14 protein-coding genes are annotated in these 19,364 nt (G+C 45.8%); 2 read left to right on the forward strand and 12 right to left on the reverse strand.

Translation table 11 applies throughout. The annotated features are described in order from the left end of the window. Window positions 1-1,108: 1,108 nt before the first annotated feature. Genes ACFPXP_RS10920 through ACFPXP_RS10940 form a run of 5 tightly spaced genes read right to left on the reverse strand, consistent with a single transcriptional unit; the run spans window position 1,109 to window position 6,272 of the window. Window positions 1,109-2,128 (reverse strand): Gfo/Idh/MocA family protein, encoded by a 1,020-nt coding sequence (locus tag ACFPXP_RS10920; protein WP_379894237.1) that lies wholly within the window; start codon window positions 2,126-2,128, stop codon window positions 1,109-1,111. After that, window positions 2,125-2,994 carry a sugar phosphate isomerase/epimerase family protein gene (locus ACFPXP_RS10925; RefSeq protein WP_379894238.1) on the reverse strand — a complete coding sequence of 290 codons (870 nt, stop codon included), beginning with the start codon at window positions 2,992-2,994 and terminating at the stop codon, window positions 2,125-2,127. Before ACFPXP_RS10925 ends, ACFPXP_RS10920 begins: the two co-directional genes overlap by 4 nt. Window positions 2,995-3,045: 51 nt before the next feature. Next, window positions 3,046-3,870: a carbohydrate ABC transporter permease gene (locus ACFPXP_RS10930; protein ID WP_379894239.1), complete on the reverse strand. Its 825-nt coding sequence runs from the start codon at window positions 3,868-3,870 to the stop codon at window positions 3,046-3,048. 33 nt (window positions 3,871-3,903) lie between these two features. Beyond that, a complete protein-coding gene (locus ACFPXP_RS10935; protein ID WP_379894240.1) occupies window positions 3,904-4,866 on the reverse strand; it encodes a carbohydrate ABC transporter permease in 963 nt (320 codons plus the stop codon). Between the two features lie 38 nt (window positions 4,867-4,904). Next, on the reverse strand, window positions 4,905-6,272 hold the full coding sequence (locus ACFPXP_RS10940) for an ABC transporter substrate-binding protein (RefSeq protein ID WP_379894241.1): 1,368 nt from the start codon (window positions 6,270-6,272) through the stop codon (window positions 4,905-4,907). Between the two features lie 161 nt (window positions 6,273-6,433). Here ACFPXP_RS10940 and ACFPXP_RS10945 point away from each other — a divergent pair, with 161 nt between their 5' ends. Then, window positions 6,434-8,287 carry a sensor histidine kinase gene (locus ACFPXP_RS10945; RefSeq protein WP_379894242.1) on the forward strand — a complete coding sequence of 618 codons (1,854 nt, stop codon included), beginning with the start codon at window positions 6,434-6,436 and terminating at the stop codon, window positions 8,285-8,287. Then, the gene (locus ACFPXP_RS10950; protein ID WP_379894243.1) at window positions 8,256-9,317 is read left to right on the forward strand and encodes a response regulator; all 1,062 of its coding nucleotides are present in this window, start codon (window positions 8,256-8,258) and stop codon (window positions 9,315-9,317) included. Before ACFPXP_RS10945 ends, ACFPXP_RS10950 begins: the two co-directional genes overlap by 32 nt. A 123-nt stretch (window positions 9,318-9,440) precedes the next feature. Here ACFPXP_RS10950 and ACFPXP_RS10955 read toward each other — a convergent pair whose 3' ends face one another. The 7 genes from ACFPXP_RS10955 to ACFPXP_RS10985 all read right to left on the reverse strand — a co-directional run bounded on the left by ACFPXP_RS10955 (window position 9,441) and on the right by ACFPXP_RS10985 (window position 19,213). Next, complete coding sequence (locus ACFPXP_RS10955; protein WP_379894244.1) at window positions 9,441-10,982, reverse strand: CBM96 family carbohydrate-binding protein; 1,542 nt, start codon at window positions 10,980-10,982, stop codon at window positions 9,441-9,443. 50 nt (window positions 10,983-11,032) lie between these two features. Then, the gene (locus tag ACFPXP_RS10960) at window positions 11,033-13,318 is read right to left on the reverse strand and encodes an Ig-like domain-containing protein (RefSeq protein WP_379894245.1); all 2,286 of its coding nucleotides are present in this window, start codon (window positions 13,316-13,318) and stop codon (window positions 11,033-11,035) included. A 146-nt stretch (window positions 13,319-13,464) separates the two neighbouring features. Beyond that, a complete protein-coding gene (locus tag ACFPXP_RS10965) occupies window positions 13,465-13,740 on the reverse strand; it encodes a hypothetical protein (RefSeq protein WP_379894246.1) in 276 nt (91 codons plus the stop codon). Between the two features lie 43 nt (window positions 13,741-13,783). Next, a complete protein-coding gene (locus ACFPXP_RS10970) occupies window positions 13,784-14,800 on the reverse strand; it encodes a PTS transporter subunit IIC (RefSeq protein WP_379894247.1) in 1,017 nt (338 codons plus the stop codon). Between the two features lie 135 nt (window positions 14,801-14,935). Beyond that, window positions 14,936-16,216: a copper amine oxidase N-terminal domain-containing protein gene (locus ACFPXP_RS10975; RefSeq protein ID WP_379894248.1), complete on the reverse strand. Its 1,281-nt coding sequence runs from the start codon at window positions 16,214-16,216 to the stop codon at window positions 14,936-14,938. A 274-nt stretch (window positions 16,217-16,490) separates the two neighbouring features. Then, a complete protein-coding gene (locus tag ACFPXP_RS10980; protein WP_379894249.1) occupies window positions 16,491-17,420 on the reverse strand; it encodes a manganese-dependent inorganic pyrophosphatase in 930 nt (309 codons plus the stop codon). Between the two features lie 209 nt (window positions 17,421-17,629). Then, complete coding sequence (locus tag ACFPXP_RS10985; protein WP_379894250.1) at window positions 17,630-19,213, reverse strand: methyl-accepting chemotaxis protein; 1,584 nt, start codon at window positions 19,211-19,213, stop codon at window positions 17,630-17,632. Window positions 19,214-19,364: the final 151 nt, after the last annotated feature.

The raw sequence follows: 19,364 nt of genomic DNA on the forward strand, positions 1-19,364 counted from the left end.
TACATGATCGTCATCCTCCATGTGCACGGTTTTTCATCGTATTTCAACGATTTCCTTGCATATGAATTCGACAAAGAATGCCTCAAACCCTTGCTGTTACTGGATTTTTTAATCGTTCAGCAAGCCCCAATTAGATATTTACTCATTTCAAATCACCTCACACAAATTACTTTTCATGGATAATTATACCAAATAAATAGCAGGATTGTTCAATGTTTGGTAAACACGTTATAATATCTCAAATAAATTAATAATATTACATTTTATGTATGATTTATTGGTATGACGTAGAATTAAATTCCTATTTGGGGTTAATAATCTGTGAAGGATGGGACACTAATGAAAAAACTCTTTTAACCAACTTTTTTTTGCTTTCTTCTCTATTACTTCTTACACCAACAGTTATAACTGAAGAAAAAAATCAGTTCGCTGAAGAAACTGAAATACATAGAGGGGGATCACCGTTGGCCGATAGACCTTCTAATAAGAAATAATCCGATTTTATTGTCGAAAGAGATTCCTTAGTTCAAATTGTAAATGAAGATTTTGAAGAATTAGGCCAACATTTCATATCTGCTAACATTGATCAGAAAACGCCATCAATTCCATCTTCGCGACACGCCACTTGAAGCGATCGTATTTTTTCGTCATGTCGGACACCTCGAATAATGTTATTTTATTCTATCTTATTCTCGGTTCTCCATGTCTACTTTTTAGTCTAGCATCGAAGTAATTTGGAAAGGCCCTTTTTTATCGTCCAAATACCGTAAGTACCTACTTTACGGCCTGCTCGAGTCCGATTTCATCCAATTCCGACATTCGCTTTACGGTAATCGGCTGCATGGCACACCTCCATATCCATTCGGGATGGATGCGATTCCTCGACAGGTGGAATTTCACACTTTCATTTCATTCTATGATAGCGAATGCTCTCTACTTATCCAACTGTCTTCAGACCGATATCACTCAAAGTGTGAAGATGCTTGGCATGAATCAGGGATTGAAACATGCATTATAGTTAACACGAATCGTCATAAAAAAACTGTGCTTCCGAAACACTTGACGGTACAAGCGTACCTCATGTTTCTTCCACACAGCCTGGATTAGATTACATATCGGGCAACACGACTTCTCTGCCGAGAGAAGAAGATGTGTATGTGCCCAGAATGATCGCCAGTGAATGCCTGCCGGCTGTTCCGGGAACGATCGGCATCCGTCCGTCTTGAATAGCCTCGGCAAAATCCTTGAGCTGTAGCAGATGTCCATCTGGAACGACTTTGAAATCATCCAGCGGGGGAAGCTTCACAGCTTCTTCTCCCTCTATTTCCAAAGCGACAATGTGATCTTCTTCGATCACCAACGTTCCTTTATTTCCGTGGATTTCTAACCGCTGTCCTTTACTGGGGTGAGCCGTCGTAGTCATTTCCAGAACGCCCATCGCACCGTTCTCAAACTGCAGAATAGCGGCTGCGGTATCCTCTACCTCGATGCTGCGAAGCACCGTTTTTGCTTTTCCGCTCAGGGATACGACTGGACCGACAAGCCATTGGAGCAAATCTACCGTATGAATCCCCTGATTCATCATGACACCGCCCCCATCCATCTTCCAAGTGCCTCTCCAACCCGCACTATCGTAATAGGCTTGATCACGGTATATTTTGACATATGCCGAGCAAAGGCTTAATTTCCCCAGTCTGCCGTCCTGTATGAACTTTCTCGCGAATCTAGCATGCGGCGACATGCGGCGCGGGAAGACCGTAGAGAGCAGTACCTCATTCTCTTCGCACACGGTTACCATCCGATCCACATCGTCCAGCTTCAGTGCCATCGGTTTCTCGACGAAAACGTGCTTTCCTGCTCTGGCTGTTTGGATTGCTTGTTCGGCATGCAGCCCGCTGGGCGTGCAGATGCACACCGCATCGATCTTATCATCCCGCAGCAGTGCTTCGATGCTTTCATAGGCTCGGCAGTGATGCCTCGCTGCGAATCGCTTCGCATGCTCACGGTTCACATCCGTCACACCAATCAGCTCTGCTTCTGACAACAGAGCTACCACACGCGCGTGTACATCTGCTATGATTCCGCAGCCGATGATTCCAAAACGGACTTTCCCTGCATCCAGCTTCATCGTATCTCTTCCTTCCTCGTGTTCATCAGCATGCTGCGCACCGCTTGAAGATCGTGAACTAGATTATCCTCCGCTGGATATGGAGCGAAGCATTCCAGCGTGATCCAACCGCCATAGCCGATTTCCTGGAGCACCGTCAGCAGCGGCTGATGGTCAACCGCTCCCTCGCCAAGTCGGCATTGCAAGAAGTGCTCTTCCCCGTGACGCGTTCGATTTACGAATGTACCCGGCGCTCCCGCTTGATCGATCCGCATCTCATCCTTCACATGAACGTGGAATAATCGGCCGCGAAGCTTGAAGACCGAGTCGCGACCATAATCGGTATCCGTAATATACATGTTGGCCGCATCATGAATGACCCCCACATTTTCTTGGCCAATCATACCCAAAAGCTTCAATGCCGTGTCAGCCGTCTCTACTAAACTGTTATTATGGATTTCCAGTACGATTTTTTTGTCATGCTTCTTCGCCGCGATCGCACAGCGATTGAGCCACCATGCCGCCTTTTCGTAATGGTATGCCTCTGCAAGAAAGGCATTGGGCCCGCCTTGGAAAATACGAATTAACTCTGCTTCCAGTAGATCAGCCCATTCCAGCATGTGCACGAACTCATGATACGCCTTCTCGCATTCCGCGTCGCTTGATGTTGAGAAATTCCCCATGTAGCCTGCCAGCGCGGGAATTTGCAGTCCCAAGTCCATCGCCAGCCGCTTCATTTCTCTCACTCTCTCATAAGAAGTCTCCGCAGATAAGTGAGGTTCCCGGCAGGCAATTTCAATGCCGTCCAAGCCTGCCCGCTTCGTAATCTCCATTGCCTCATGCATGCTGTAATTTATCATCGCTCCACTGAATGATGCGATCTTCATCACGTTATCCCCCCTGTATGGTCTTCCTACAGTTGACTCGAGTCCAAACCATCATTTAATCCCTGAGGACGTATAATTTTGTACGAAATATTTCTCTGCGAACAGAAATACGATCAAAATCGGAACCAAGCTCATCAGCGCTGCGGCCACCATGTACTGTTCATTCCCGAACCACTGTCCACCGAGTGACAAAATACCGATCGGCAGTGTGAAGTTTTCCTCTGAGGTCAAGTAAATGACTGGAGCTAAGATCTCATTCCATTTCGTCATAAAGGTAAAAACCGCCAGCGTCGCTAACGTCGGCTTGCACATCGGCAAATATACCCTCATGTATACCTGGAAGGGGTTGCAGCCTTCCATTTTCGCAGCCTCTTCATATTCCGTCGGGATACTTAGAAACGCCTGCCGGAGAAGGAAGATCCCGAACGGCTGCGCCAGCCATTCAATCACCCACAGCGGCGTAAGCGTATCGAGCATATGAAGTGTGTCGAAGATAATGAAGTGAGGGATAATGATTACAACGGGCGGAATCATCATCGTTCCAAGCACCATGACAAACAAACTGTTTTTGAACGGAAAGCGAAGCCTCGCAAACGCAAAGGATACCATAGAGCAGGAAATCAAAGCGCCAATGACCGACAATACGGCGACGATAAAGCTGTTCATCGTATGCGAACTGAAATTTCCGAGCTTGAGTACTTCCGAATAATTCGACCACTGGAATACATCCGGTATCCATTTTGGAGGCACGGCCGTATATTCCTTGTATGTTTTTAATGAATTAAACAGTGCAGCAATAAATGGAACAATCATGATCAGTGAACTGATGATGATTGTCACGTAACCAACGCTTCGGCCCAAAAGCTTATGCCGCATCGGAACCCCGCCTCCTTCACAATACGTTTCATTTTATTCATAATGCACCCATTTCTTTTGAACCGTCAGCTGCAGCAGCGTTAAAACAAACAAAATCATAAACAGCACCCAAGCGATCGCGGAAGCATATCCCATATGCATGAAGGAAAAGCCCTCTCTGTACAAATAGAGCATGAGCACCAGGCTTGAGTTGTTCGGACCTCCTGCACTGCTGATCCCCGCTGTCCCTCCCGTAAGGACATAGATTTGCTCGAATGCCTGAAACGTGCTGATCGTACTCAAGATCAACACCAAGAAGGTAGTCGGAGAAATGAGCGGGAGCGTGATCGATCTAAATTTCATGAAGGCATTCGCGCCATCCATTTCCGCAGCTTCATAAAGGTCCTTCGGTACATTTTGAAGACCGGCTAAATAAATCACCATAATATAGCCGACTCCCTTCCATACGGCGATCAGCACGAGAAGCGGGATCACCCAATGCTCATCGTTCAGCCACATCTGCGGGGTGAAGCCAAGCTTGTTCAAGATGGAGTTTGCTGCACCAAATCGAGGATTGAAGATGGCGTCCGCAACATACAGTATAACGGTCCAAGAAGAAATGACCGGGATGAAATGCGCCATCCGAAACAGCTTTAAACCCTTCAGTTTTTGGTTCAGCGCTACGGCCAAAATTAAGGCGAGCACCGTCTGAGCCGGTACGAACAGCAAAGCGAAATAGATCGTATTCCACAATGACTTCCAAAACAGCGGTTCGTTAAACAGCTTTGTGTAATTATCCAAGCCCGTCCATTTCGGCGGATTCAGCATATCGTAATCGGAAAAACTGAAATACAAAGAGGCGACTAAAGGACCGGCAACGAACAGAGCGAAGTGAATCAAATAAGGGGAGACCATAAAAAGCCCCCATCTCCCCTCGTAGGATAATCTTTTTCGTTTCTGCTTCCTTGCCGGGATTTCTTTTACTGTTTGAGCTGCATCATTCGAAGTCAAGTTCATCGTCATCCCGCCTTTACTCAAGGTTGCGTACGTTTAGATTATTGATAAAATTCATCCAACACCTTTTGGATTTCTTGATCGGCCCCGGAAAGTGCTTCCTCGATAGAAGCGTCCCCAAGAAATGCACGCTGAGCGTTGTCATTGAATTTGGATACCCATTCTTCCCATACCGCGTTGCTGTCCAGTGTCCCCGCAAACTCGAAGCTGTCCAAGAATGCTTGGCGATTCGCCGGCTGATCCGACGCCGTCAAGAACACCTCTGAGTTCGCAACGGATTTCTTGACAGGAACGGCTTCACCAAGTGCTGCCCATTCCTTCTGGACTTCGTCCTCTGTTGCCCAATACTTAATCCATTCCCATGCCGCCTGTGCTTTCTCATCACTTGATTTTTTATTAATCACCCACGAGTTTGCTATGACAGGAGCGAATCGCTTTCCGTCCGGTCCCTTCGGAAGCAGCGTGACGTCGTAGTTCAAGCCTGCCTCATTGGCTGCAAGCACTCGGGCGTATATGCCAATACGCATCGCTGCAGAGCCGCTTGGGAATACAGCCATAGCGCTCTGGAAGCTTTTCAGATCGACCGGATCGGTAATAATGCCTCTCTTCATTCCATCTACCATCCACTCCATGGCTTCCATATTGCTCTCAGAATGGACGACCGACTTCTTGCCCGTTTCATCCAATACCCCGCCGCCATACGACTTGAGTACCGGGAACCAGCCCTCCGTAATACTGAAGAACGTTAAGCCAAACTGCTGTACATTGTTGGCATCATAACCTGAATCGTCCGCTTTCTTCCCGGAAGCGTCAACCGTCAGCAGTGCAGCCGTCTCTTTCAGATCTTCCCAAGTCCAGTTTTCATCGGGGTACGGTACCCCAGCCTCATCAAACAAATCCTTGTTATAAAACAAAACACCGATTTGAATTCCCTGCGGAATGGCCCAATATTTGCCCTCGGCATCTTTATTGAAATCCAAGCCGTAATAATCGTCCTTGTTAAGATCCGCTTCAATCCAATCAGTCAAATCCCGGATCGCACCGCGCTCTGCATACTTCATGACGAATACACCGTCCGACAGCCATACATCCGGCGCATTATCTGCCGCAATTTGTGTGTCTAAGCGTTGAAAGAATTGGCCGTATGGCGCACTCTGCGTTTCCACTTTAATATGAGGATGCTTATCCATGAACTGATCAATAAGTTTCTTCATCGTTTCATCGGATGCACCGCCGGAATAAAACCCTAATGAAATCGTCACCTTCTCTTTTTCTTCAGATGCATTCGATGGGTTAGAGCTGCCATTGTTTGTATTCGGCTCATTCTGAGTGTTCGAGCAGCCTGCAATGATGACAATGATGACAAGAAGCATACAGAAAATTCGATTTCGCCAATGCCTGATTGACATGGTTCGTTCCCCCTTAATATGCAGTTTATATAAGCGCTTATATGTCCATTGTAATGAAATCACACGGCCATGGAATGGTGTATTATTTTGTACTTGTGTTTTTTTGCCTTACCCTTTAAAATGAAACGATCATCAGTCCAATTCGGGATGTGAGAGAAAATATGGCAAGATTGGAAGCGCTTACGATTAAGCAGCGATTATTTCTTATTATCGTTTGCCTCGTCTGCCTCCCCAGCTTTGTATTAGGATGGATTTGGTACAAGGCATCGACTGAAACGATTGAGCAATCCGCGATTGAATCCAATCTTAAGCTGATCGAGCAGACGAGTGATTTTCTCGATTTATACATGTCCAACCTAGAAGTCTCAACATCTCCCTATGTCACCAATCCGCACGTTCAACAATTTATCCATCAAGTTCAAGTGACTCCATACGACTATCTGCTGCTTTCGAATACGATCCAAAATGACCTATTCTCCCAAATGCTTGACGGAAGACCCGATATATTAGGAATCTCAATTACTTCTAAAAACAATTACCACATCACCGAATACAGCAGATTCAATGAATGGATTGATATGGATCTTATTCGACAGCGCAATGAACAGCTGATACGGAAGGAATCCGAATTAAGCAACTTTCAAATTATCGGCCTGAACCAAGTCGGCCAAACTTCCGTGCTTACGGTCGCTCGCAAAATTTACAGCAATACGACCTATCTCTTTGAAGGCTTGTTTGTATTAGATATTGATTTAAAGCAAATTTCAAGCATCAGTGAGAATGCTGCATTGGACGGTTTTCAAGTATGGATTATGGATTCGGACGGGCGCATCGTCTACCACCCGGATGAAGGCAAATGGGGTGATACAGTCCCTGCTGATTTCCACAGATCCCTTCTTCGGACGGAGGAGCAATTTTTTACGAATAAAAACTCAAACGGGAAGCAATTCATTCTCTTTAATCATTCGAATGTGACAGACTGGACGATCATCGCTGAGATTCCGCTAAATCTGATTATTGGTCATATGATAGAGCTGCGGAACTGGAGCATGCTGGCTGTGTCTCTCTTTATCCTATTCACACTCGCTGTCATTGCAGGATTTTCCCTTTCGATCACGCGTTCGCTTTCCTTTTTACAAAAATTGATGCACCGTGTGGAGAACGGGGATTTTTCTGTCCGTTCCATTCGTAGAACGTACAAAAATCAAGAGATCAATAGTCTGTTTCAAAGCTTCTATCACATGGTCAGCGAACTAGATCGTCTCGTATTCGAAGTCCATCTCGCCAAGCTGAAAGAACAGGAGTTGATCATTAAGCAAAAGGAATCGGCACTGCAGGCGATGCAGTCGCACATCAATCCGCACTTTTTATACAATACCCTGGAAATTATTAATTCTCATGCCATCTTGGTGAACAACATGGAGATCAGCAAAATGGCTGCCGCCCTCGCTCATATGTTCCGTTACAATATCGGCAATGCCAAGCAAATCGTTACACTCGAGGAGGAAACGGTACATATACGCTCTTATTTGGATATTCAGTGTGCTAGGTATAGAAGGCTCCAGGTCGAATTGAATATTGACGAACCATCGATGTCGGAGGTGGCGATGATCCGACTGACGCTGCAGCCTCTGATCGAAAATGCGTTCGTGCACGGATATCAACAGCATCAGAGGAAACCGACGTATATCGGCATTTTCGGTGAAAGACATCCGAGCTTTTTCCGAATGCTTATCGTAGACCGCGGCGGAGGCATGACGAGGCGTGTGATGGATGAGTACAATCAATTCTTTGTTCGAACCGATGAATATCCATCTGAAGCGGATCATAGCTTGGCCAGTATCGGCATGACCAATGTTCACGAACGAATTCGACTGACTTTCGGGAAGCCATATGGTTTGCATATCGTGGAATCTTCTAGCGAAGGAACTATCATTGAGATTACGCTGCCTTATCTGGGCACACTGCCAAAGGAGGTCATAGATGATGCGATATCGTGTCCTGATCGTAGATGACGAATATATGATTCACCTCAGTTTGAAAAAACTGATACAAGATTCAGCGCTTCCCTTCGATGTGGTGGCGGAAGCCGAGGATGGCAGCGAGGCGTTAAACGCGTTTGAACAGCATTTGCCGGAGATTGTCATTACAGACATCTGGATGCCGGAGATGGATGGTCTCGCATTCATCGAATCCGCCAAGCATTTAAAGCCGAATACGCTTTTCATCATACTTTCAGGCTATAACGAATTTGAGTATGCGCAGAAAGCGATCCGTTTCGGTGTCTCTGACTTCCTCTTAAAGCCGATCGTTCCAGAACAATTACATCATACTTTACATGCCATGTATGAGAAGCTCGTACAGAGCGAGCAGCGTTTCTTTGAACAAAGCAGATGGTTCATCGAAATGAATGAGCTTAGAGATAAACTTGCAGAACAGCTTTGGACGGCTGATGAAGAGCGAGCTTTTCAGACCATAAACCAAATGATCGCATTATACCGTCTCCATCCTTCTCCAGAATTGACCATGTCCCAGTTCGCGTCAAATGTACTGCATTCTGCGATTCGATCTCTGGAAATGCGAGACATTGTTTTTTCACCAGCTATCCAAGTTATGTCTAGGTATGATCCATGCCGTACCGTTGAAGAAACGATGCGCGGGCATACTTCAGAAATCGTGGCTGAATTAAAGAATCAACGTAATCTAGGATCGCGATTAAATATTTTAAAAGCAGTGCAATACATGGAGGAACATTTCTGCTCAGAGCAATTGACACTACAAGAGGTTGCCGATTCCATCGGGATCTCTGCTGCTTATTTCAGCCGTTCCTTTCGGCAGGAAATGAACGTGAGCTTTATTAAATACTTAATTCAGCTCAGACTGAATAAAGCGCAGGAATTATTGGAGACGACAGACGATTCTACGATGGACATCGCGCATCAAGTTGGTTTTTCAGATTATCCTCACTTCAGCAAATCATTCAAGAAAGCATTCGGGGTAACCCCTTCCCATTACCGAAAGCAGCTGAAATTGCGCAGAAAATAAACTTTATTAATGGTATAAATTATTAATATTATTAATTATATTCCACATAAATGAAAAAGGGGATTCAGCGGCTGCTGCCCGCCGACTCCCCTTCTCTCCCCTGCTTAGCTTCTTCACTCACGTTCAATGGATACGGATGAACGCATGTTTGTTACCCGATTCTTTGCTATGAATGGAAACAAGCCTATCCTTTGTTTGAGCATCGTAAAACCGTAAAGTGATGACTGAATCCGATTGCTGCAGCACGTAATTCGTCACATCCAGACTGTACCACCCGGCTGAAGTAATGTCCACGGTTCCCAAGATAACGGCATCTATACTGGAAGGTCTGCTGTTCCATGTTATGGTTTGCTCACTCCATTGATCATCCTGCAGTCCTTGTATCGTAATCGGAACGGACTGAACGATGCCGTCGGTCACATCTCGGTCGACATAAAAATATAGCTTCGCCGAGGAAGGCGTTGACGAGCTTTCACTACTCATTAAATTGAACTTCATATAACCCAACCGATCGTAGTCCGCACCGGCAGTACCGTTAGGTGCATCCTTAATCTCGATGAGGGATTCATTACCGTAATTACCTTCGCTGTAAACTCCGCTTCGTACAAAAGCATCCTCTTGGACATCGACCTGATGCGACATGACACCTCTGTATTCATCATCCGTATCGTCCGGATCATCCCACTTCCAGCACATGACACCGAGTATTCCTTGGGCATAATTCCCTTTCAACAATTCCATTCGATTAACGACTTCTTCCACGTCGGCTTTCGTCAGCAAACTGGGATCGATACTGTTCTCACCTACACTGATGCCCGTAATGATGGGAACCGGATTGACCATGCTGCTTGCCTCAATAATATCGTCTGCTGCTTTAGATTCAATCAATTCAGGGGTGTTGTAATAATACATCACCATCAGCGCGTCTGCGAACGTACTTCCATTGTACGTTGTGAAATAAGCGACGTCTCCTTGGTATGTTCCCGATCCGCTGATTCCATTGGCAGTCATCCATTCGCTCGTGCATCCAGCGTCTCTACAGCTTGCAATCATCGTATCGGGTTCGCTGATGGTCGGGATCAGCTTTAAATTGTGCGTTCCAATGCGTTCTTTTAACTGATGATGAAACAACCGCCATTGTTCATACATCGCAGAGGTTCGTGATGTGCCGTGCATTTCGTAATCGGTAACAACCCCCATAATATCCTGATTGCTCAGCCCATTCTGTTCATTAAAATGAATCACATGATCCACGTGGTCATCGTTACTCATCTGCCCGTCTGAGGCAGTAAACATATCTTCCCAATGGCCAATGTATACCTGAATACCGTAAGTGCTTGCGGAATTGACCAAGTGCTGTATACGCTGCGCTTTTTCCGAAGTCGGATCAGACAGCTGAGATAGATCGGCGGAATTCAATGAAGCGATAATGATGTCAATCTGCTTCTCCTTCATTTCCGCGACTTGTTCCGTAATTTTGGCATTCGTATCATATAGATTCGAATATTCATTGGAGAAATACATCCAAATCGCTCGAGCATCCTGTCCAGTATCGGCACCGTCCGACCACCAAGAAATATTGGCATTTGCGCTCTGGGATGTCAGATTCATGCCGAAGAATAAGATAAGGGCAAACATTCCTAACATCTTCAACCAGCGATTCATCTTGTGACCTCCCCATTTTTTATCAATTGGCACAATTCACGGTCGTTCTGCTATTGTCCCCACTGTACGGTATCCGCAAGCTCATGATCGTAAGCGGATGCCCAGTAATATCCCGGTGCATTCAAGCGGTTCACTTGAAATCCGATCATCCCTGACTCCTTGTCGACAAGTTCAGATTGTGCAGTCATCACACCCTCGGCATTCGTCTTTACATCGATATATTTTCCGCCCATATACGTATATCTTCCATGAACGACAGCCGGGACACGCTGCCCCGTCTCCATATCAACGACCTTCAGATACACCAGCCCACGCCCCGATTCATACGTTACTGTCATTTCACCTATAATCATAGGCTTTAATTCAGTAGAGCCTGTCACAGCAGAAACAGCAGACGAAACAGGTCCCAGGTTTCCTTGGGCATCGACAGCTGCAACCTTGTAATAGTAGGTCGTTTCTGGAAGCAGTCCTTTGTCTAAATAAGAAAGACTGCGAGAGGTTCCAGCCAGGTGTGCCTCATCCGCCGGAAAGTCTGCGGTCATTCCGCGATAAATTCGGTATTCATCCACCTCTGTATTGTCAGAAGCCATCCCATAAGAAATCTCAATGGATTGGTAATCAAAAGCGGCTGCTGACGGCCAACCACTTACGGCCGAAGGCGGCTGATGATCTGCCGGAGGCTCCCACCATCTCGCATCGGGACCCCACTGCGATGGAAGCTTTTGAATATCTTCGTATTGATGAAGAGCAATACCCGCGAAAGCACTGTTATCTGAGAAAGCATCATATACTTTGTTTAACTCAGACTCCATCCATGCTCTGCCTTCTTCTCGGAACGAAATCATCTCAGGATCACCGCCGTCCGCAATATCCTTCGATTCTACCCCAATGACAACGGAATGCTTCTTTCCAATGGACATCGCATAATCGATTTCATTTTGTGCTTGTGCAATGATGCCGACCGAGCCTTCCGCCTGATCCCGATAATCCATGATTGCGATATAGTCCATCAACTCTTGAATGTGTTCGTTTAACGGTTTAGTGGCTCCATTCCATGGAATGTCCGTCGCAGTGTCAGATGTGTCATACCAACGGGGTATGGCTGGACCGAGCGGCAAATTCAAGCCCGAAGCATCTCTTCGCTCTACGATTTTTCGCAGTAAGTCCAAGTACTGAATTTGTATGGACGGCTTATCAGACTTGAAATCAGCAGCAATGTAAGGCTCGATGTCAATATTAACCCCATCGAATTGTTCGGCAGGTTCCGATGACAGATTATAATTCAGCACTTTTTCGAATTCACGAAGGGCTATATCATGATAGCGTTCATAGGCACCGAAATAAGGCGGTTTTGTCCCGCCAGCAATTAATGCTTGAACTTGGAAGCCTTCTTCATGAGCCCAAGAAACGAAATTCCTGACCTTCTCCCGTTCATCCTCCAGCATATCGCTGCCGAAATACGTATCTACCCCTAAGTATAGTGTAGTGATCGGGTCTTGCCCGAATGTCTCTGTATCTTGTGCGAGCGAACGAAGTACTTCCCTGGATCCTGCATTCATCACGAGTGGATAGGATTCGGATTCCCAGATCCATATCGCGCGGTCCTGTGATACAGTAGTGACTGGATCGGAGACTGCGCCTTTCGTTCTCACATATTTAGTTAAGCTGCAACCTTCGTTGCCGTACATGTCTATCGCTCGAGCCTCAATACTGTTCGTTCTTGCTGGAACGCGTTTGGTATCCCACTTCAACTCATAATGCTTACCTTTCTTTTCTGCGGCTTCCCATGGACCGCCGTTGACTCGAATCTCAACACGGACGATCTGATTTTTCGCGTCCACTGCTGTGCGAATTTTCTCCATCCCCTGCACGGTCTTTTGTTCTACTGGATCTACGATGCTGACCTTTGGAACGCTTGCTTTTGGGTTGTCGATGAGAAGTGTCATAAATGGAGACCATACTCCGTACCTCGTGACGGAATCCGAACCGATGACAACGATTTCAATTTTCTCATCATATACGGATGTGTTTAAGTCATAATGCCACGTACCCGATTCAGTTCCATCATCCTTCACCCGAACTTTGTCCACCTTGGTTCCATTAACGACGATTTTTAAATCGTATGCGTTAGAGTAAGCCCCTGATAGACGAATGATACCTGCAGCAACGATGTCACCGTCTTGGTGAGAATCAATGGTAACCGTGGACGGCTCCGCTCCTTCGACATTTAGCGCAGGCACCGTCCACAAACTCGTTCCAAGCCAAATGAGCGTCAACCATATCACCGCAATTTTCTTCGCAATTCGTACATTCACGGCTTCAACCACCTTTTCCATGGATTCCCTCCGGAAGGTTAACCCTATTATTTCATCCCGTATTTTGAGGGTCAATACCATCCAAGGCCATGAAAGAAGTCTGCAGCAAAAATGAACAAATCGTAGAAAAAATCACAACTGGTCCGCACGTTCGACTCAGTACTGATCTATTCTCCTTCTGACTTCAAGGCTCTCTTAGCAGCATTCACCATTTCGAAAAATGCTTCATCATTTTCATCCAAATATTCGTCAACGGCATCCATTTCTTCTTCTGGCCCCGGTTCGTGTAAAAAGTGCAGAGAATAACCCCACTCATTGCCCTTCTTGCTTTGCAGTACGAGTTCATATGCCTCCTTATGACCCGTGACGTCAAACTCCACCTTACCTACATATCCTTCTCCTGTGATGATCTGCATGTCGGCTTTATGTATGTTGATTTTCATATCAGCTTCCTCCAACTCTACTATACATTTTTTATTTCCAAACTTATGCTTTGAGCTCCAGCTTCATATCCCCGTACTTGATCCATTGCTTACGCCGGAAATATTCAGAAATGGCCAAACTGATCATGGCAGGCCCAATGATGTGCAGGATGGCAATGTACATCCACACTTCCAGTCGAAATCCCATCGTGGTAAGGGTGAAAATTTGCCCTACGAACCCGCTCGTTCCCATACCTGCCCCTTCCTTCACATTTTCCATATGGAAAACAAGTGTCGCAAAAGGAGCGAGCAATATACCTGCGGCAGTAGGCGGGATTAATATAAGCGGTTTTTTGATAATATTCGGCACCTGCAGCATTGACGTCCCAATGCCCTGCGACAGCAAACCGCTAATGCCATTTTCCCGATAGCTGCTCACGGCGAACCCGATCATTTGTGCCGAGCATCCTACCGTTGCGGCCCCTGCGGCGGCACCATCCAGACCCAACATGATCGCTATCGCCGCACTGGATATTGGTGCCGTCAGAGCCAGACCCATAATGGTGGCGACGAGAATTCCCATAATGAAGGGCTGCTGATCGACGGACCAATTAACGGCATCCCCCAAGAGCAGCATGCCATCGGCTATCAATTTGCCGATAAATTGAGCAGATGTCCAGCCAGCGAGGATGGACACGAAGGGAGTAACTAATATATCTAATTTCGTAGAACCCGATACGAGCTTCCCAATCTCCGTCCCGATGAGTGCTGCCGCAAATGCCCCGGCAGGTCCGCCCCCTACCTCCACGCCAACAGCCCCGCTAATGACAGCTGAAAAAAGGACCAAAGGAGGGGCCTTTAACCCGTAACTGACAGCAGCCCCGATTGCTGCACCATAATAACTGCTCGCGGCTTGTCCCGCCGAAACGAGGAAATCAATGTGAAGCTGCTCCCCTAACGTCTTCATAATAAGGCCAATGATCAAGGAACTGAAAAGGCCGTAAGCCATGTAAGTCAGCGCCGTTATACCATAGGTATGGAGCCGGAAGTCGATACCTTTTTTCTTCAAATATGCTCTCATTTCCTGCATCATCCTTCACACGTGTTATACATTTTATCCCATACTACCACCTCATCATAACATGGATGATCCTTAAATGATAAACAGAAAAAAAGTCTGCAGGATGGATCATCCCGCAGACTGGTTAGCAACAGTCTATTCCGTCGTCAATTCTTCTGCTGTTTGCGTGTTAATATAGACCGTTTTCGTCGAACCGTCCCACTTCACCTCAGCGCTTAACGCTTCGCTGACAAATCTTAATGGTACCATGGTCTTCTGGTTGACCAGCTGTGCCTCTGTTTCAAGCTGCTGCGCAGCACCATTGATTTGTGCTTCTTTGCTGCCGATTTTCAAATATATCGTCGTGCTGTCCTTTTTCGCTGTTACGGATTGTTCCTTATTGTTCCATTCAATCTCTGCGCCAAGTCGTTCAAAGATATCTCGCATCGGTACCAGCACATATCCGCCTTTAGCGACTGGAGGCTGCTCATACTGCTGCAATTCTCCATCGATCATCACTTTAATTTCATTCGTTGCGATGACGAAGTCAGGGAACGTAATTCCCGTACCCGTCAAATTCTTTCTTAAGTCGGATAAAGTCTGGATGGTCAGCTTTCTCTGCTGAAGTGCCGATTGGATCAACATCGTTTTCTTGTTCAATATATCGGCAGCGGAACGACTTCTCGTATTTTCAATCATCGTCGTCGTATTGTTCTTAACCGATTCAATGGCGGAAACCGCGTTTTGCTTCGCCTGCTTCATCTGCTGTTCTGCTTGTGGTTTCGTGATATCGCCGTCCTCATATTGATCCATAATGCTGCCGATGCTGTGAATATCCGATGCGTCCTCGAACTGATCCATTGGACTGCCGATAGAGTTAGGATCAACGGCGTCTTCGTATTGATCCATGGCACTGCCAATTGAATTCGGGTCTACGGCATCTTCATATTGATCCATGGCACTGCCAATCGTATTCGGATCGATAGCATCTTCGTATTGATCCATCGGTGAACCGATGGAGTTTTTATCGATGATATCCTCGTATAAATCCATCGCACTGCCAATTGAATTTTTATTAGCTGCTTGCCTGTAAGCTCTTAACTTATCATTTCTGCTGCCGTACGTGTTCTCCAGCTCAAGAATGTCTGCTTCCAGGGTAATACTCATTTGGCGTAGGTCATCGTTCAACTGATCATGGATAGATTTGAATTCTAGTCGATGTTGATCGAGAAACTGTTGGTACAGCTTCGTCTGCTCACGCAGATACGTTTGATACGCATCATCCGTCGTCCTGAAAAAATCCTCATACTCCTGAGCAATTTTACTGATGAAGGAGCTGTCTGCCGCATGGACGACCGAATGCAGCGTAGAAGGAATGCAGCTTGCCGTAAACAAAGCGGCACTTAGCATGGCAATAATCCGTTTTCTTACTTTCATACAATGAATAAACCTCCTGTTGAATGAACTTCAGATGTATGCTCCCTTACCCAACATACGCGCATACCTTTCTAGTCATTCAACGGTTTCTAGCGTTTTCCTTCAAAAGGGAAATAAACCATTCTTTTGTACTGTATATAAAGTATGAAACGAATCGTACACTTAGTTCTTTCGGTATAATATTCGACAACTTCTGGCTTCATCAAGTCCATGGAAATGTAAGAACACCGTTCAAAGTATGAACGGTGTTCTTTCGATTTATAGCATTTCAGTTCTATTTGCTCAACGTTTCTGTTAATACCGGTACAATTTGTTTTTTACGAGAAACGACGCCTTTAAGAACAGCTTTATTGTTCTCAAGCTTAACATTATAAGCTTGTTCTACGGCAGCGGCTGCTTCTCCAAGAGCGATGGCAACCGAATCGTTGTTCAAAATATCAGTAACGACGAACACGAACAGATCTAAGCCTTTTTGTTCAATAATCGCGTTTAGCGCTGCTTCTACTTCCGCCTGACGAGAAAGAACGTCATTCACATCCACGGCGTTCACTTGAGCAATTTCGACCTTGCGGCTGCCCATCTGGAATTCTTTCGCATCGAGCGAAATTAATTGTTCAATCGTTTTATCGCTTAAATCCGCTCCAGCTTTCAACATGTCTAAGCCGTACTTATCTGCGTCAACACCTGCGATTTTCGCTAATTCGCGGGCAGCAGCCACATCTTCCGCCGTACAAGTAGGAGATTTAAACAGCAAGGAATCGGAAATAATCGCAGACAGCATTAATCCCGCGATTTCTTTACGGATTTCTACGCCGTTCTCTTTATACAATTTATTCAAGATTGTAGCTGTGCAGCCTACTGGCTCAGCTCGATAGTACAGTGGATTGCTGGTCTCAAAATTCGCAATTCGGTGATGGTCAATAACCTCGATTACTTGCACCTGGTCGATATCATCCGCGCTCTGCTGGCGTTCATTATGGTCTACCAAAATGACTTCCTTCGCTTCACCCGCTACGGAGTCTACAAGCCGCGGAACGTCCATGTTAAAATATTTCAGCGCAAATTCGGTTTCTCCATTCAATTCACCTAGACGTACAGGCTCGACATTCAAACCCAGCTTTGATTTCAATTCAGCGTATGCGATCGCTGAGCAGATCGTATCCGTGTCGGGATTTTTGTGACCAAAAATAAGTACTTTGTCCATGTCTAATGACTCCTTATCACATTTTTAGGCTTCTGCCCGCTTATAATATATTACCCTAAACCGATTATAACGTGAAACGGTCTTTATTCCTACTCTTTTACTAAGAATAATAAAACAAAATTTTGAATGTAAAAAAACAATCTGGCTTTCATACGGTTACAACAGTTAAAAACCGTCTTCCCATAAGGAAAGACGGTACATTGAGAATGCTAGATTTTGAATACACTGACGACTTCATTCAATTCCTCGGATAACTTGGCGAGCGATTGCGAGCTGGACGCCGTTTCTTCCGAAGCGGCCGCCGCTTCTTCACTGGTCGAAGCGATAGATTCAATCGAATGGACGAAATCATTCACCTGGGCGGATTGTTCCTCACTGGCTGCAGCGATTTCATTCACGTTCGTCGCCGTTTGGTTGACCATATCAATAATTTCTGCGAAGGAATCATGAACCTGCTTCGTTTTTTGAACGGCTTCAGAGACAGATTGAACGCTGACTCCTGTATTGCTTTGCATTCCTTTAATGATCGAAGTAATTTGCTTCGTTGCCTCTCCGCTTCGCTCGGCCAGCTTACGCACCTCGTCAGCTACCACTGCGAAGCCTCTGCCCTGCTCACCGGCTCTTGCCGCTTCAATCGCGGCATTCAGTGCGAGCAAATTTGTCTGTTCCGCAATTTCATCAATCACTTCAATGATTTCACCGATTTTTGTAGAATCATCTTCCAGCCGCTTCATCTGTATGTTGACGGTTTCCATGCTTTCCATCGACGATTGGACAATCGTTCCGCCTTGACGCGCGACAGAAACGGTTTGGTTGGATAGCTCGGACGCTTGTTCTGCACTTTGTGCCACTGAATTTACAGCCTCGGATAAATCCCGGAACAATTCATTCATACGTTGAGCCGCACTAGACTGATCCGCACTGCCGCTCGCGATCTCTTCCGTGCTTGCTGAAATTTGCTGAGAAGCCGCTGCCACACTTTGTGCGGACTGCAGTGTCTTGCCGATCAAATCACGCAGGTTTTCCAGCATTTCGTTAACGGAGGCAGCTAACTGTCCCACCTCGTCTTTTGCCTTGATATCCACGTCTTGACGCAAGTCTCCAGCAGCAATCTCAGCAACGATATGCATCAATTTATTGATCGATTTCGTAATCATTCTCGAGATACCGAAAGCTAGCAGTAAACTGACTGCTACTGCCACAACGATAATACCAATAGTAATCATACGTGATGAATCATAAGCGTCCTTGGCGTCCATGTTGGATTGTTCAGCAAACCCAACATTCAAATCTATAATCTCATCCAACGTTGTTTTCAGCGCATCTCCGGCTTTTTTCATATCTCCGGTTAATAAATTTAGCAATTCATCATCTTTATTCTCGTTGGCAAGAACAAACGCATCATCCACCAGCTGCAGATAGGCTTCCCATTCCATATCGAATTTGGAAAGCAGCTCATAGTCTTTATCCGTAAGCGGAGTTCCTCGGAACACATTGACACTTTCTTCTACACCTTTCTTCATACCCTCGATTTCACTGATGCGCTCCTGACGCTGTTCTCCGGAAAGTATTAATATATCACGAATACCCACCCGAATACGTTGATAATCCATCGTTGCTTTTGACAAAACCTGCACAGAGACGAGACGGTTCGAATACATGTCGTCCATATCATCGCTGATCGTCTTTAAATTTTGTAAACCTAGCAAACCAACTACCGCTAATAGAACCGTAATAATGATGAAACTAGAAACTAATTTCGTCGAAATTTTCATATTATGAAGCCAACTCATCGTTGTACTCCCTCCTTTTTCTTCTTAACTCAACTTTCGCAGAGCCAAAATCGGGTTAATGGCAAGTGCAGCATGAGTTTGTGATCGATTAGATCGAATGCTTGACGACATAGAAAAACACCGCTTCGTTTGGTAAGGTAAGAGTGTCGAA

It is taken from the genome of Marinicrinis lubricantis, from assembly GCF_042658665.1.
Classification (GTDB): Bacteria; Bacillota; Bacilli; order Paenibacillales; family KCTC-33676; genus Marinicrinis; species Marinicrinis lubricantis.